The following is a 16,181-nucleotide window of genomic DNA, read 5'->3' on the forward strand; positions in this document are numbered from 1 at the left end:
TTAAATCTAATCTTTATTTTTATGGGGTGGCAGGGGTCGAGAGTTCGAATCTCTCCATACCGACCATTTAATTTATTTAAATATTAATCCCTCAAGGTCAAATCTTGTCTTCATACATCATAATTTCTCAAAACAAAGTTATCGCTCTTAATCGCTTTCTAAAATCCCTCAAGGTCAAATCTTGTCTTCATACATCATAATTTCTCAAAACAAAGTTATCGCTCTTAATCGCTTTCTAAAATAAAATAGCACTTTTAAAACTTTTTGGTTATTTAGCCTTCTATAAAAGTGGCAGTTTGTGATTAAACTCCGCGACAAAGCTGCTGTTGTTTGTATTAATACTTCAGCTAAAGTTTACTTTGGTTGCCAGTGGTATACGTAAATAGGTGTTTGGTAAAAATCTTTTAGTTTTATCACTCTAGTTGGTTTGTATGAAGGTAAAGCGAAGGTGTTACTCACAATGGTGATTTTATTAATAACTACATCATGCTTTAGTTTATCTTCAAGCGCTACCATACCGTCAGGAAACAAGTAACACACTAGAGTAGACGCAGTACTGAGATCGGCATTTTTAAAGTCTTTTCGATAGAGGGTCAGGCTATTAGAAGCACTAAAAAGCAAAGTGCGATAGCAATAAAGCCCATGCTAATAATAACCTGATAACTGCTGAATAGTCATGATTTCACCTTAGCGCTAATCCTTTAGATACTTTCAATGTGTAGAAACGTGTTAATGCTTGCGCCCTACGCCGTTGCGTACCCTATCTTGGCCATTTTGAAATACGTCTTCGGTAATTTCACGGGCTAATAAAAGTTGTTGTTTGTCATCAAACACGGCGACAAAGCGGCTACCGTCGGCATTGTTCGTTGCCATACCTACGCCTGCTACGCCGCTTAAACCTAGTCCACCATTTTCAACTTGGAGTAAGAAGTTTTCAAGTTCAGCTAGGGTGTCAATTGCGGTGAGTTTTTTATCCATTAAGGCTGCTCTGTGTTTTGCTCGCAATCGCGAGTCTGTAAATAATATGCGGTTATTTTACAGCACACAGTAAAAACTTAAACCACCGTGTCTTACAAAATAATAAACTGGTCATTCATTGGTCAGTAACCTTGTAAGGAATAGAATCTACGATTTACGTATTAAGGAAAATACATGGATTTGTCTGACGAAGAAATTAACTTTTTATCTGGGTTGTTTGAACCTAGTCAAAGTACAGCATTAATTAATGAAACAAAACTAACAGTACAAACATCAATACCAGATGGTATTGCGCATTTACTTGGGCAAGCTAAATTAACTTTATTAGCAGAAGTAGCTCATTACCAACTGTGGTTTCCACTTCAATTTAAAACCGATGAATTAGGCCATTTTAACACTGTGTTAGAGGCCCCTGAGGTTATTGATACTAAGGGTATTCGACGCAGCTGGCGGTTAAGTGAATTAAATATTCAAAGCCAAGGTTTTTGCATTGAATCTATATCAAGCACAGGTATTTTTTTAAAACCCACATCAATACACAGTAAACTCGGTGAACTGCAAAATATGCAATTTATCCTACCCAATAAAGTTGCTGTCTCGTTAGACATAGAACCTGTTAGAGAGTCTGAATTTGGTACTGCCGCTAAGATAAAATACATCCATCGCGGTAGAGAACAGTTAAGAGCGTATTTATTTGAAGTCCATAAACGTCAATTCTCAAACTTATATCAGCTCGAATATAAGCAATAGTAAAAATTGGAATTATCAAACTAAAAAGCCACACTAAGTGAGTGTGGCTTTAATTTAAAAGGTACTCACTGCAATTTCTAAATTACTCACCGCACAGCCATACTGCGCGGTACTTATACGGTGATAAGCCGACTCAGGCTTGGTTGATAAACTAATAATAAACTCATCTTGCTGGCCAACAGCTGTTTGTTCTTGGCTCAAGCACATGGCTTGCGTTAAAGAGCGCAATTTGGCATCCGTTAAAATACTGCCAAAGCGCTGAACCGGTAAAGGCGGTATTTTAATTGCTGGCAATGCTTGGCTAATACTGCGCTCATTTAGGGTGAAATCGTTATTTTTAATATTAATCACACTGCCAGCAGGCCAGTAAGAGTAACTGTAGGTTTTAGTTTTAGTTTCAGCCTGAGCTTGCCCTGTTGATTTAACCATCACCACACCACTTTTACCAATTACGGTCATTAAATTCCCTGATTCAGATTTAATCACCACTAAGGCGGTGGTTTCGTCTACACCAAAACCAAAGGCGGGTTGAGCTTGGCTTGCATTAAGGCTGTCGAGCAAAGTGCCTAATCTTAATGTACGGTTTCGCTCGCTAAAGTGTGTATCGAGTACACCGTAACTAAATGTGCCTAAACCCCCAAAGCGGTTATAAGTTAAACTATCGCTGTTTGAGCGTTCACTGGGTGCATCGATGGCTTGCGCACCTTCTTTCAATGCCGATAAACTTGTGCCATTAGTGATCATAACCATATTACCACCGTGCGCTTGCCCGCCACTTTGCACCGCGGTGCCTGCACTTGTTCCTACAACAACAGGGCGAGATTGCAGTGCTTGTGTCCATGGATATGGCTGATTATTTTCATCAAACAATACCTTGCGCGTTAAGCTTTGATCGCCGCCATTAAACATAACACCGGTACTATTTTTGATTAGCTGCACTAGAGCGTCTGTGCCGTTTTTACACAGCAAATATTCTGCTTTAGTGCGATCAGGGTAAATATGTTCACGTTGATATAGCCCCATTTCAGAGTGCCTAAGCGTGTTTAAATCATCACATTTATTAGTAGTTATTGCTTTAGCAAGCGCAGGGGTTAATGCAAGCCATTGTGAATTTACATTAGGGAAGCTTAGTAATCCTTCGTAAAAATCAGCAGATTCATAAGGGTCTCTACTTGAGGCGGTAATGGCTAGTATGCTCGGGTTAGTACTTTTTACTTTTAAACTGCCCGATATAAATTGCAAAATATCTGTCGCGGCGGATTCGCTATTAAGTGCGGTATTAACCTGCTCTTTTAGTCGCGTGTTGTCGCTCTGATTTTGCGCTACTTCAAGCATATCTATTACAAAATTGTATTCTTGATCCGTTAAACTATTAAGCTGTTTACTATCAATATCGCGCCATAACCATAACAGCTCTTTTTTTGACAATGTGGATGATGAATTAGCCTGCATTGTTGTTAAATTTTTAATAGTTTTGTCTTTAGCTTGGGTATTTTTACTTGGCCATTGTTGCTTTATTTGACTAATTTTAGCGTGAGAAAGCGCAAAGACAGTATGAAGTTTACCCGAAATTTGTGTGTTTTTGTCACAATTTTTAGGACTTAAACTGGCACATGTTGTGAGTGCACCGCCGACTAACACTAAGGTTTGTTTAGGTTCTTTTGCGCTTAACTGCAGCGAAAAAGCAATAAAAAGTGAAAAAATAGCCGTTATTGTACGTGACTTAGCTAACCGTTTGTTTGGTAAATATATTCGTTCCATTATGTTACACTCATGTAAAAATTATAAAAAATAACTTGCGAGAGCGTCTCTCGCTTGCTAAAAAAAAAGGAACTTTAAAACGCAAGTAAGCTAGCATCCCTTTGCTGGCTTTGTCAAAAACCTTTTGGAATGAGAATTATGTTTAAAAAAGCACGTTTGCTTACAACATATTTCTACTCACCTCACTACCTTTCGGAGTGGTTTGACGAGTAGCCCACCACCTCACTCTTTCACAGTGAGGGGCTTAGTGTCATTTCACCATTGCCCTGTCTAACAATATAAAAATTAAAAGCCACAGATCTGTTTATATATTTTTGTGCGCTTAAAAAGACAAAAGGTATTTAAGATGTTTCGTCAACTAACAATTGCGGCCACAGTAAGCACTTTACTGAACCCGATCACTTTTGCATATGCACAAGAAACCAACACCGACACCAACATTGAACGAGTAGAAATAACAGGATCTCGCTTAAAAGGCGTTGATCTTGAGGGAACTATCCCATTAACCGTCCTAGACCAAGATGCAATCAAACGCTCTGGCGCTAATACCATTCATGAATTACTCAAAGATTTATCTGTTTTTAAAGGCGGAAGCGGCACATTTTCAACCTCTGAAAGTGGCGGTACGTCTACCTCGACACCTGCGGGTCAATCTGCAGCCAGCCTCAGAGGTATGGGGCCTTCAGCAACGCTTACATTAATAAATGGCCGCCGAGTAGCGCCAAGCTCATTTGCTGCGGGCACTGAAAACTTTGTCGATGTGAACTCTATTCCACTGGCTGCCATTGAACGCATTGATATTTTAGCCACTGGTGCATCTGCCGTTTATGGTGCTGATGCGGTAGCGGGAGTTATTAACTATATTTTAAAAGATGATTTTGAAGGCGCTGAAATCAATACTTCGTTTGCCGATAGCTTTGATCAGCATGACGAAAGTAAAAAACAATTAAACTTAGTATATGGTACAAAAATAGGCGACAGTAATTTAACGGTATTTGCTGATATATATAACCGTAACGCTTTTAAAGCGACCGATCGTAATTACACGGCCTCTCCCTCTCTAATGGGTGGTTACTCGTATTTACCTAAACTTGAAAACTCACCTAATCTTTATTATTTCAGTAGCCGAGATGGTAACGAACTTCCATCACCAAACTGCAAAACCGAATTAGTTACTACTGAATTAGGTGAACAAATTTGTGCGTATTACCCTAACCAAGATGATTACCTAGACACGCCATTTGAAAGCCTTTCAACCGGCTTTATGTTTAATAGTGAACTTGGTGGTATGCAATGGCATACTGACTTTTTCTACAGCCAGACCAAGGCAAAAGCGTATTCATCGCCCTCACCTATTAACCAAATTAATGACGACGATGGCCCGTACGTTTTAGAAGACGCGTTATTTATTTACGATAATGCCGATGGTAGTAATGATTTATTAGATCAACTCTACATTGACCCATTTGATACCCAAAGTGGTCGAGAAGTGTATGGCTTTGCATTTGATGCCCGCTTTAATGCCCCAAGAACGGTGGAAGTAGAAACGAAAAACTTTCGCTTGGTGAGTAGTCTAAGTGGTGAAATGGGTGATTGGGGCTGGGGATCTGGAGTAACCTTCTCTCGCTCACGTTCAGAGCAAGAAGCGATTGCAGGGGTTTATAATCGTTACCAGTTTCATGGCGCGATAACAGGCGAGCTATGTTCAGACGGTACGCTGGCCAATTTTGACGGTACTGACTTAAATTGTGCATCGGGGGAGTTACTGGCTTTTTACAACCCTTTCCTTCAAGGCGACGCCGCTAACGATATTAATGGTGCAAAACACCCATGCAGTTATAAAAGAAGTGTTTGAATAAGCGAGTATAATCACCTTTATGTAACAAAAGCTGTGCAACGTAATTACTTGCGCACTATTTCAGTCAGCGTTAAGCTGATGTTTTATTTTCGTCATTATGCTTTAGGTGCTTATACAGCCTAAAGCATAATTCAACGTAAAGGTTAAATATGAACAACAGCAGTTACCCAATTGGTACACCTGGTGAGAATTGGAACAATAACAATAAAATTCAATGGCTTGAGGCACAAAAAGTTAAGCGCAGCTACCAGCAAGAAGTCGTCACATTAATTGATGAACTAAAAAACAACTTAGAAGTACAGCAATACGGTGAGCTTAATTATGCTGCGGGTAACTACCCTTTGTATGCGTTAAAAACCGCTAATTTTGATGCAAGCAAAGCCACAGTGCTAATTACGGGTGGCGTGCATGGCTATGAAACCAGTGGTGTACATGGCGCTTTAAGGTTCGCTAAAACACTGGCAAATAAGTACGCTGAGCACTTTAACATTGTGATTACCCCCTGTATTAGCCCATGGGGCTATGAAACCATTAACCGTTGGAACCCAGATGCGGTTGACCCTAATCGCTCTTTTTATGCAGGCAGCCCAGCGCAAGAGTCGGCCTCGGTAATGGATTACGTACAATCTTTAAATACTGATTTAATCGCGCATATCGATTTACATGAAACAACCGACTCAGATAACAGTGAATTTAGACCTGCACTCGCGGCGCGCGAAGGCAAAGTAAACACCAACTGGAACATTCCTGATGGCTTTTATTTAGTGGCTGATAGCAATAAACCAGAACCTAACTTTCAAAAAGCCATTATTGGTCAAGTTGAAAAAGTAACACATATAGCCCCTAGCGATGAAAACCAGCAATTAATTGGTGTTCCTCAAACGCAATTTGGGGTTATAAATTATGCAGCGAGAGAGTTAGGTTTATGTATGGGGTTTTCAGACGCCTCTTACGTTACAACCACTGAAGTTTACCCCGATAGCGCTACAGCCAATCCTGAAGAGTGTATATTGGCACAAGTTGCGGCAATCACAGGCGCGTTAGATTATATTATTAATAAGTAAACTACTTATCTTATTTACAGCACTTAGCTAGGTGTGGATCAAAGGAGCGGCTAGTGAAATTTAAAAATAACTACGGCAGCTACAGCCTGCGCGTTGAGGATGATATAGTTATTGCTCAATTTGAGGGAAACTTAAACCCTCAGTTATTAAATCATTTTAAAGCCGCTTTATTAAACACCATTGAACCGTTTAAGCATCTACCTTGGGGTTATATTAGTCACTCTCCACAGGTGATTGCTGCCACTCCTGATGCTGAAAAAAATATGATCGATGTTAGTCAAACTATGGGGGCTAATAATTGTCTGATCAGTGCTTTTGTACTGAGCTCTCCCATAGCCATAAGACAACTGCAACGTATTATGCACAGCTCAGGTCGCGATACTCATTTACAAGACTGCTTGTTTAATGACTTACCAAGCGCTAAAGCATTTATAAAAAGTCAGCTGACCTCAGCCGAGTAAATCAATTACACGACCGAGGTATAACCAACAAAAAACCGAATGGGCTAGTTTTTATAAAACTGACTGTCTTTAGTAATTGAAATGCTATTGTCCTCTTGTGCGGTGATCACAAAACTTAACTTACTTACCTTGCGCTCTAAGTCGTAACCATCGGCAGTAACCGTTACCGGCACATTTTTCATTCCCCCTGGCTCCACCAGCACGGTGTTAGGACTTTGCAAGTTCGCGCCTTCTAACCCACTAATTGAAATAGAATAATGCAATGGTTGCTGAGTTTTGTTAATAATAGTAAGCGTGTAAGGATTTTCCACTAAGCCTTCGTAGTTTACCCGATACAGTGCATTTCGGTCTCTAAGTACTGAGGCTTCAATAGGCGTACGTTGTAGCATCCAAGCAAACATAGCAATAATTAACAGCGCAGTTAACGCGCCATAGCCCACTAACTTGAGCCTAAATGGATTGGTTTTTTGCCCCGCCATTTGTTTTTCACTGGCGTATTTAATTAAGCCTTTTTGCTCGCGTATATAAATAGCCCCTTGCGTTTTATGGGGCTTGATGATCATGTCTTCTTTAATATCAAACTTCATGCTACTTACGTAATAGTGACGGATATTAAGTATTCTTTAATACGAATATCGACCTTTATGGTTTGACTGCTCCCTACACGCTCAAATTCCCGCTCTTGCAGTACTCGTAGTAATTTAGTTTTATAAATGCCTGCCCGCTGCGTTTGCTAAGTCGATGTAAATTACGCGCCACCAGCTCTTTTCCGGTGCCATTTTCACCAAGTATGAGGACTGTACTGTCGGTTTCACTGACTAACTGTATTTGAGCTAACATACGCTGAAATACATCACTGCGGCCAACAAGTCCTGAATCTTGCCAACCCTCATTCAGCTCGGCGGTAAGGTAGTCGTTTTCATCTTTGAGCTGCTCACTTAAATGCTTTACTTGTGCTAAGAATTAATAATGACTAAACAACGTCTTAATATCTATTTTTGCCTCTAGCCGCGCGGCTATTAAATATAAACCTGCCAATTTACGGTGAATAAATAACGCGTCCACGGGAGGGGTATGCCATTGCTGCGACTGTGCACTTAACGCTAAACCAGCATCCTTCATTTTGCTCGCAAGTTCACTATTTTTAAAATCAAACTCACCGTTATAACGCAGCGGCTCGCAAGCCATTAAAAATAGATCAATCACTTTTTCTTTGTAACTGTCTTTGAGGGAATCTTTAAAATAACCAATAGCGGTGGCGGAAGTTAGCACACCCTCTCTATCGTTATTGCTACCGGCTTTAAATAAAGCTAAATAGGCGCCACTTAGCGCTGGGGTAATTTCTCGTGTGGCACCAAAATCAAATAACACTATTTTTTGTGATTCAGGTTGGTAATGAAAGTTTGCAAAGTTAGGATCGGTTTGAATTAAATTAAAGACAAACATTTCTTTAAAAAATAGATCAATCAGTTGCTCAGCAACCCGACTTCGCTCTGATTGTGGTAAATAGGAAATGCCCTCGATAGGCTTGGCATCTACATACTCCATGGTGAGCACTTGCCCAGTGCTATGCTGAAGATACACACTAGGGACTTTAAAATGCGCGTTATCTGCTAGCAGGTTTTTGTAACGCGCTAAATACCCAGCTTCTAATGTGTAGTCGGCCTCGGCTAATAGCTGTGCCTTCGCCTCTGCTACTAAGGGCTTAATATCCAGCTCTTTAGGTAATAATCGCGATAAAGTAAGTAACGTGATCACGTTATCTACGTCGCTCACGACACTTTTTGCGATCCCCGGGTATTGAACTTTAACCGCCAGCTGCGCGCCATTTTCTTTATAGGCTAAATGAACCTGACCAATAGATGCCGCTGCAAACGGTCTAAGCTCAATATGCGAAAAACGTGATAGCCAGTCATCACCCCATTGCTCTTTTAGCACGCTCACCAATTGCTTATGTGGCATCGGGTTGGCATCAGCGCGTAATAAAGAAAGTAACTGCGCCAGTTCAGGCGTCAGTAAGTCGCCTGCATCCATTGAAAGCAATTGCCCAAGCTTCATTGCGGCACCGCGCAAATGCGACAGTTGAGTGGCTAAGTTTTCAATATTTTTAGGTTGTAATAACAAGCTTTTATTATCCCAGCCTTTACCAGAAAGCGCACTTTTAGCGCCGCCTACTAGCATATTGGTGGCAACGCCGGTGGCTAATGAGCTTAATTTAGCAAAGCGTGAAAGTCGAGATGTGGGAACGGATCGCTCATTAGCCATAATTAACCTAATTTATTAATATAAAAAACAATTTATACGCTTTATACCCGCCGTTGGATCTACACTATAAGCGTGGCACAAGCTTAATAGCGCCTTCGACCACTTTTAAATCCAGTGGTAAGTTACTTAATAATGCCATTTTAGGATCGTTCATGTTTAACTTATAAACGGGATTAACCGCTAAGAATGCGTTCATTACCTCCATGGCCTCGTTATCTAATAAACCTATATTACCTTTAAAACCACCGGCATCAACACGTGAACCGAGTAACTTAACATTACGCAAAAATACTGCTTTTTTCTCGCTGTCATAAAAAGGCGTGCCTTGTATTTGCAACTTTAAACGCACGGGGTATTTTAATGAAAATGCATTGATCTCAGCGCTCGAATCTGCACCTAACACAACATAATCACTGTTATCAGGGCCAATATTAACGCTTAAATCTGAGAGATCCCCACGAATTTAGCCTAAATTATCAATTTGTATAGTCAGAAGTGACAACTGGCTATACACATAAATAATGAACTGCCCATCAGGCTCATACCTAGGATCATCAACCACTTCTTTGCCAAGATAAATATAGGACAATACTCGTCGTTTTTTCTCTGTATTCGCTTGTAATGCCGCATCCCCTTGTTGTGCCGACACGGTGTACCCTATGCACCATAAGACAAACAACATTAACGCCGCTATGAGCAATAAATTATCAAACCTTTCTGCGCTTCTTGAATTTGCAAAGGCTAAACTAATGCCAAGTTTTGCATTCTTAGTGTCTCTGAAACTTTCTTCTATTTGCATACGTTGTTTATATAAAGTCACAATCCGTTGAGGCTTATCTGTAAATTGTGTAGGTAAATTAAACACAAGTAGCCAAGGCTCTTTGGCCTTTTGTTGTTGGTATTTAACCGTTGTACATTGAGATTGCCCACCCCGTTTTTTGATTTTTTTACGTCCCTTGTTTTTCCCTCTAAACAAAACACCTTGGCACGCGAAACGAACTGTTTTTCCGTAGTAAATCTGTGTCAGAAGGTGTGGTTTATCTGTTGCTTGCTCAAACCATGATTTACAATTTCGCCATGTCTCAAGGTCGCTAGATAAGGTCACATTGCCTCTGACGCGCCCAAGCCAATACCAGCCTTTATCTTCTATGGCTTTAAACCATGGCGTTCTAAAAATAGCATCAGATAAAATAATAGGCTGACAATCTGCAGGTAAACACTGTGCCAAGCTATCGAGTAAGTGTTGATGAGCCGCTTCGGTATTTAATTCGCTTTCAGGATACACTTTTTCATAGAGCGTTAACGCTCTTCCCCCCATTGGTATGCTTGCCCTGAGCACTTGAAATATTTCGCCGCCATTAATAGGTGACCAGTCAACGATAATAAGTGGGTGTTGTTGCTGGCCTACTAAGCATTCGGTCATATGTTCATAGAAACAAAGACGTTCTTGATGCAGGTTAGCATTACCAATCAAACGGTCTGCGCGTTTAATATCATGTTTTTTATCGGTATTAGAAAATGATTTTAATCCGCGGCCTAGGTAAGTGACAGTAACGCGCTGGTCACGCAAGCCTGAGTTAACAAACGTAAAGACTGTATTTAAACGTGTTTTATGAATTTCAGGGTAGGCAATGGCAATATCTTTGTGTAATATTTCGGTGGCTTTCATGATTATGAGTGAGTTTTTTTATAGTGAAAAAATTTGATCACAAATAATCATGAGAGTCTACCATTAATTTTTATTTTGTGGGGATTCGTCAGCGCTTAAATCATTTACATCAAACTGGACCGGTAAGCCCATAAGGCTAACTTTTTCACTTAATTTAGGTAATTCTTTGTTTAGTAATGATTCAACTTCTGAATTTGTGAATGAATAAACAGAAATACCCTGAGTGCTGTTACAGGCAGTTAAAAATAATAGTGAAATAAAAACAATAATTTTCATGCAAAACCCTATTGGTTAATGGTATTGGCAGTAAGTAACCCGATGGGTTAAATAATAAAAAAACCGCTGTTTTGTAGCGGTTTTTTCATTTTGTTGATAAAAGTCATTGCGCTTACTTTATCGCAAAAATAACATTTAACCTTGCTAGTGTGTCAGCTGTGACTGAACCTTCGCTGAGTGCTATTAATTGCTTTAGGTAATAATTTAAATCAGCGTGGTCACCACGGTGTTTATCATCGAGCATAGCAACTTGTTCTACCATTCTTTGCGCTGAGTTGTGCGAACTAACGCTTGCTAGGATTTCCATGCGCGTTAATAACTGCTCGGTACTTAATGATGTTGTAACTGCACCAGTAAACTGGCTCGGCAGCGGCTCATTATTCTCAAGCGCAACAAATAAAGCATTTAAATTAGCTTGCTCATTTTTAGCAGCTACCCCTGTCAATTTTTCATCTATCGCTGACAATAAAGCAGATACTTTAGGCGCTAACGATTTAAATGGCGTGTAACCATTAACTTTGGTTTGCAAGTCAAGTAATTGAGCTTTACCTTCAACCTCATTCAATACCGCTTCAAGCTCATTAAGTTCAGCTGATGCCTGCTTATCTGATTCACTTTGCTGACGTTTTTGCTGTTCAAACTCTTCGCTGCGTTTAGTGAATGTTGCATCATTAAACTGACGAAACTTTTGCCACAATGCGTTTTCAGCTTTTAAGCCTGCAAAGCCTATGGTTTGCCATTGTTGCTGTAACTGCTTTAACTGCTGACACACCTCTGCTAGGTTATCACTTTGTGATAACTGCTCTGCTTGCTCGACAAGTTCATTTTTGAGTGCGGCGTTGCCTTTATGAAAGGCGTTGAGTGAAGAAACAACCAATTGCTGCTGTGCCTTATAACGCTCATTTAACACGCGATAGGTTTTGGGGTCGACTTTGCCAACAGTTCGCCATGCTTTTTGCAAGCGGTTATAATTGCTTTCAAGTTGTTTCCAATCTAAATCAGCATCGTCTGCTGCTTGTAAGTGCAGTGCATGCATTTGCGCTATTAGTTGCTCGCGCTCTGCTTTTGCGGCTTCACGCTGCACTTCTTGCTCAGCAAAATAACTGCGGCAAGGAGCAAATAAAAGTTCAATTTTTTCATCAAACGCATTACCTTGCTGTTTTTCTTGTTCAGTATCAAGGCGTCCGAGTTCATTCCAACGTTTACGCAACGTTTTAACTTGATCAGCGCGCTGTTGTGGATCTGTACAAGGCTCATCAACTAACAGCGTCACTTCTTCTAGTAATGCAGCGCGTTTAGGTGCTGCTGCATACTTTTGCCAATCTTTGGCATCGGCTAATTGCGCTTCTAAATCGGCTTTTAAATTAACCAACGGTTGTTGGTATTTTTCAGTTAGTGAATTAAATAGCTCTTCAAAGCCTTTAAATACACCAAAGGCAACGTTAAAGCGCCCTTCTTCAATTAAACGTTTCACATCTCGTGCTTTACGTTTAGCTTGGCTTTGGTTTTTTTCAAGCGGCTTAGTCAGTTCACTCATAACTGCTAAAAACTGCTTTTTATGGGCATTTAGCTCAATGTTAAATGACATTTGCAAGTCGTGACTAAGTACATTGAGGTGACTACGCGCGGCTTTGAACGTATGATTAAATGCGCTTAGTTGTTGATCGTAATCACTCAGTTGCTCTGCAGGTTTTATTTCGCACAGCGTATTGTAAGCAATTTTATATTCTTTAATAGCCGCTGTGAGCTCTGGTAGCTTAGCAACGTGTAAGAATAAATGCGCTAACTTATTCGTGATCTGCTTTGATTGCTGATCGGTTACCAGCTCTGTTTTAGCTAGTGTGTCTTTTGCTTGCGTCACTTTTGCATCAAGCCAGTCTTGCTGAATTTGCTCTGGCGTTTCTAATCCTAGCTGTAACGCATTCTCAATTTCTTCACTCAATGCTTCTAATGTTGCCAATGCCAATATTTGACGCTGTTGCTGAGCTAAACGTTGTTGCTGTATTTCATGTTGCGCTTTTAACGTCGCAAGATGTGCATCGAGTTTATCTGTGATTAAAATATACTTCGCATCAAGGGTTTTTACATGCTCTTCACTTAGCCATTTTAATTCAACAGCTTGCCACTGCGCCATTAACTCAGCGGCCTGTGAGTTAACAATGGCGTAATTATTTTTATCACGCAGCGCATTAAGCTTTGCCAAAATAACGCGGGTTGCATTTTCAACTTGTGAGGGCATTTCAAGCGCTAAACGCTCGTTTTCAAGGTGAGCTTCAAGGACTGCCTTGGTTTCTCCTTGGGCATGCTTTATGAGCGTTTTTGTTAGTTGGTGTGTAATTACTAGGTCAACTAATTGTTTTTGTAGCTCTTCATTGGCTTCTTTAAAGGCTTTTTCAATTAGCTTAGGATTAGCTAAACGCTTTAATAACTTTACTCTTACTTGCAGCTCTTTTTCTGCAAATGCGAGTTTTTCAAGCGTTTTTATTGGCGCAAAACGTTCAATATATTCACTTTTAATCTGTGCCGATAAGGTACTTTCACTGTTTAATATCGCAGACGATATTTGCTGCTCAGCCACATCTTTTAATGCATTATCTTGCTTGTAAGCTTTCCACCAAAGCGGTAAATCGTTTACTTTTTGCAATGCTTTACGACGAATCTCAGCCGATGAATCTTCTAGGGCTAAGGTGCTTAGAATCGTCATGTCGTTGGCCACATCAAGCTTTTCTATCGCATCGAGACGAACTTGTTGCTTTGGGTGTTTCCATTTTGGTGTAAACAGGTGTTTAAAGATCATTTTCACTGAACCTAGCTATTTCGTTGTCTGATTTGAACTCTTTTTGTAGTTGCGCTTTGGTTTTTTGGATCATTTCTCCATTTGCACCAATGGTAAACTGCTCGTTTGATTGTGTTACTTTTGCTTGGTACAACATCACTAGCTGTACTGTTTGTTGCTTTTGTTCATCCGATAAAGGTGTACCATCAGGCCACTTTCCGGTTGATGCACCATATTGCAGGCGCTCAAATAATTCTGGAGTAATATTTTGTACTAAGTTATCAATATTCATGTCATTTTTTCTTTTTCAGAGTCACTAAAATAATACGGTTGATAAGATACCAAATACAGCCAATGCCAATGGCCGAGGTATATGCATACCAATGAAGTGTTTTTTCTTGAGGCTGTAAAAAGTACAAACAAAAGATACCACCTAAAAATAAGATCAACGCTAAAAAGGAGTGGTTCATAAACATTTGCTGCTTTTTAATTCGCTGCTCCCGTCGAAGTTGTTGAACTTGCTCGGCATTTAATTCAGCTACGTTACTTTGGCAATGCGGGCACTGCGCATGTTTGTCTGAAATTGATTTTGCACATTTTGGGCAACGAATAATCGCCATACATCTCTCTCCATACTACGCATAAAAAAAGCGCCTTGCGGCGCTTCCTATTGTACTTGTTTTGTCGCTCTTTGTCTTTTTTGAATTGCGCCTAATACCTAACACGGATAAAAAGAATTTAGCTTATTTTTTATTTAAGATTTATCACTCATTATTTTGTTGTTTAGCGAGGCGTTTTTCCCAAAAAGTGGCGTTTTTAATGCCTAATTTTACAGGATCGAAAGTAATAGGCCCGCCTTTGCGTTTTTGGTCTTCGTAATCGCTCAAACATGTTAAGGCCGGTTTAGCGACAAAGAAAATAGCTAATATACCTAATATGTTTATCCACGCCATTAAACCAACGCCTATGTCTCCAATGCTCCAAATATAGCCTGAGTTATTTACCATGCCGTAAGCCACCATAAACATAATGACAAACTTTACCACAACAAGCGGAATGCTTCCTTTAAAGTAGCGATTTAGGTACGCAATATTCGTCTCTGCAATAAAGTAATAAGCAAGTATTGTGGTAAAAGCAAAGAAGAATAATGCAATACCTACAAACGCTTCCCCAAGGCCACCAAATACACTAAACAATGCCATTTGAGTGAATGCCGCGGAGCCCACTTCTGTTGCTGCATCGACATGTTGTACAATAAATTGACCTGCAGGCAATTCACCTACTACGTTATATTGCTGCGTTATTAAAATCATTAATGCCGTTGCTGTACATACAAAAAGTGTATCAACATAAACAGAAAAAGCTTGCACTAAACCTTGCTGCGCAGGGTGATCAACTTCTGCTGCTGCTGCTGCATGAGGCCCTGTACCTTGGCCCGCTTCGTTTGAGTATATTCCGCGTTTAACACCCCAGCCTATTGCGGCACCAAAGCCTGCCTGAGCTGTAAATGCATCACTAATAATCATAGAAAAAATATCGGGTACTTTATCAATATTTAAAAATACGATAATTAAGGCCAGTACTATGTAACCAAGCGCCATAAATGGCACTACAATTTGTGTAAAGTTAGCAATGCGCTTTATGCCACCAAATATAATAAACGCTAAAACAATAAGAATAATAGCCAGCGCAACAAGTTTAAAACTGCCAACCTCTCCAAAACTGGTAGAGACCATAGTGCCATCACCAAATACTTGAGTGAATGCATTACCTACAGCATTTGCTTGTACGCCAGGTAAGAAAACACCACAGGCTATAATTGCCGAGATAGCAAATAAAACAGCCAGCCATTTTTGCCCTAAACAACGGTCAAAATAATATGCGGGACCACCGCGATATTGGCCATCCTCTTCTACTTTATAAATTTGCCCAAGAGTTGACTCTGCGAAAGCGGTACTTGCACCTAAAAAAGCAACAATCCACATCCAAAATATTGCACCAGGCCCTCCAAAACCAATTGCAGCAGCTACACCTGCTATATTACCGACACCAACTCGTCCAGATAATGATACAGCTAGGGCTTGAAACGATGATATTCCAGAATCCGAGGTATTAGGGCTAAACAACAACTTACACATTTCTTTAAAATGCCGAACTTGTGCAAATCGAGTTAGTATTGAGTAAAATAAGCCTGCGCCAAGGCATAAATAGATGAGTGCATTACTCCAAACAACATCATTAACGGCGCTTACAAAAGCTTCCATGAATATCCTCATAGTTATATTTATTATTTTTAATCACTATACTCTTTACTCAGAATACG

At 40.1% G+C, this 16,181-nt stretch carries 11 protein-coding genes and 5 pseudogenes; 4 read left to right on the forward strand and 12 right to left on the reverse strand.

The features are described from left to right. Window positions 1-729: 729 nt before the first annotated feature. Window positions 730-978: a hypothetical protein gene (locus tag AC6H44_RS09555; RefSeq protein WP_500735232.1), complete on the reverse strand. Its 249-nt coding sequence runs from the start codon at window positions 976-978 to the stop codon at window positions 730-732. 174 nt (window positions 979-1,152) lie between these two features. Here AC6H44_RS09555 and AC6H44_RS09560 point away from each other — a divergent pair, with 174 nt between their 5' ends. Next, on the forward strand, window positions 1,153-1,728 hold the full coding sequence (locus AC6H44_RS09560; protein WP_500735233.1) for a hypothetical protein: 576 nt from the start codon (window positions 1,153-1,155) through the stop codon (window positions 1,726-1,728). Window positions 1,729-1,782: 54 nt separating this feature from the next. Here AC6H44_RS09560 and AC6H44_RS09565 read toward each other — a convergent pair whose 3' ends face one another. Further along, on the reverse strand, window positions 1,783-3,489 hold the full coding sequence (locus AC6H44_RS09565; RefSeq protein WP_500735234.1) for a cyanophycinase: 1,707 nt from the start codon (window positions 3,487-3,489) through the stop codon (window positions 1,783-1,785). Between the two features lie 346 nt (window positions 3,490-3,835). Between AC6H44_RS09565 and AC6H44_RS09570 the strand changes: the two are divergent. From AC6H44_RS09570 to AC6H44_RS09580, 3 genes and pseudogenes are all read left to right on the forward strand, one after another. After that, window positions 3,836-5,299 (forward strand): annotated as a pseudogene (locus tag AC6H44_RS09570) (TonB-dependent receptor plug domain-containing protein); the annotation flags it as partial. Between the two features lie 197 nt (window positions 5,300-5,496). Continuing rightward, on the forward strand, window positions 5,497-6,411 hold the full coding sequence (locus AC6H44_RS09575) for a M14 family metallopeptidase (protein ID WP_500735235.1): 915 nt from the start codon (window positions 5,497-5,499) through the stop codon (window positions 6,409-6,411). Window positions 6,412-6,464: 53 nt separating this feature from the next. Then, window positions 6,465-6,872, forward strand: a complete 408-nt coding sequence (locus AC6H44_RS09580; RefSeq protein WP_500735236.1) for a hypothetical protein — start codon at window positions 6,465-6,467, stop codon at window positions 6,870-6,872. A gap of 44 nt (window positions 6,873-6,916) precedes the next feature. Here the strand turns inward: AC6H44_RS09580 and AC6H44_RS09585 are convergent. The 10 genes and pseudogenes from AC6H44_RS09585 to AC6H44_RS09630 form a co-directional block, all read right to left on the reverse strand. Beyond that, window positions 6,917-7,387: pseudogene (locus AC6H44_RS09585) on the reverse strand (FixG Ig-like domain-containing protein); the annotation flags it as partial. A 110-nt stretch (window positions 7,388-7,497) separates the two neighbouring features. Beyond that, a pseudogene (locus AC6H44_RS09590) lies at window positions 7,498-7,832 on the reverse strand (sigma 54-interacting transcriptional regulator); the annotation flags it as partial. A 3-nt stretch (window positions 7,833-7,835) separates the two neighbouring features. Further along, window positions 7,836-9,137, reverse strand: coding sequence for an ABC1 kinase family protein (locus AC6H44_RS09595; protein ID WP_500735237.1), 1,302 nt, complete (start codon window positions 9,135-9,137; stop codon window positions 7,836-7,838). Window positions 9,138-9,201: 64 nt separating this feature from the next. Next, a pseudogene (locus AC6H44_RS09600) lies at window positions 9,202-9,591 on the reverse strand (YceB family lipoprotein); the annotation flags it as partial. Window positions 9,592-9,600: 9 nt separating this feature from the next. Continuing rightward, window positions 9,601-10,806 carry an IS4 family transposase gene (locus tag AC6H44_RS09605; RefSeq protein WP_500735106.1) on the reverse strand — a complete coding sequence of 402 codons (1,206 nt, stop codon included), beginning with the start codon at window positions 10,804-10,806 and terminating at the stop codon, window positions 9,601-9,603. Window positions 10,807-10,872: 66 nt separating this feature from the next. Next, window positions 10,873-11,082, reverse strand: a pseudogene (locus AC6H44_RS09610) (DUF1439 domain-containing protein); the annotation flags it as partial. 112 nt (window positions 11,083-11,194) lie between these two features. Then, window positions 11,195-13,879 carry a DUF349 domain-containing protein gene (locus AC6H44_RS09615; RefSeq protein ID WP_500735238.1) on the reverse strand — a complete coding sequence of 895 codons (2,685 nt, stop codon included), beginning with the start codon at window positions 13,877-13,879 and terminating at the stop codon, window positions 11,195-11,197. Further along, window positions 13,869-14,150: a YeaC family protein gene (locus AC6H44_RS09620; RefSeq protein WP_500735239.1), complete on the reverse strand. Its 282-nt coding sequence runs from the start codon at window positions 14,148-14,150 to the stop codon at window positions 13,869-13,871. Before AC6H44_RS09620 ends, AC6H44_RS09615 begins: the two co-directional genes overlap by 11 nt. A gap of 1 nt (window position 14,151) precedes the next feature. Beyond that, entirely contained in the window at window positions 14,152-14,478 is a 327-nt protein-coding gene (locus tag AC6H44_RS09625; protein ID WP_500735240.1) for a hypothetical protein, read from the reverse strand. Window positions 14,479-14,622: 144 nt separating this feature from the next. After that, the gene (locus AC6H44_RS09630; protein ID WP_500735241.1) at window positions 14,623-16,122 is read right to left on the reverse strand and encodes an alanine/glycine:cation symporter family protein; all 1,500 of its coding nucleotides are present in this window, start codon (window positions 16,120-16,122) and stop codon (window positions 14,623-14,625) included. Window positions 16,123-16,181: the final 59 nt, after the last annotated feature.

The organism is Pseudoalteromonas sp. TAP-3C, assembly GCF_059888565.1.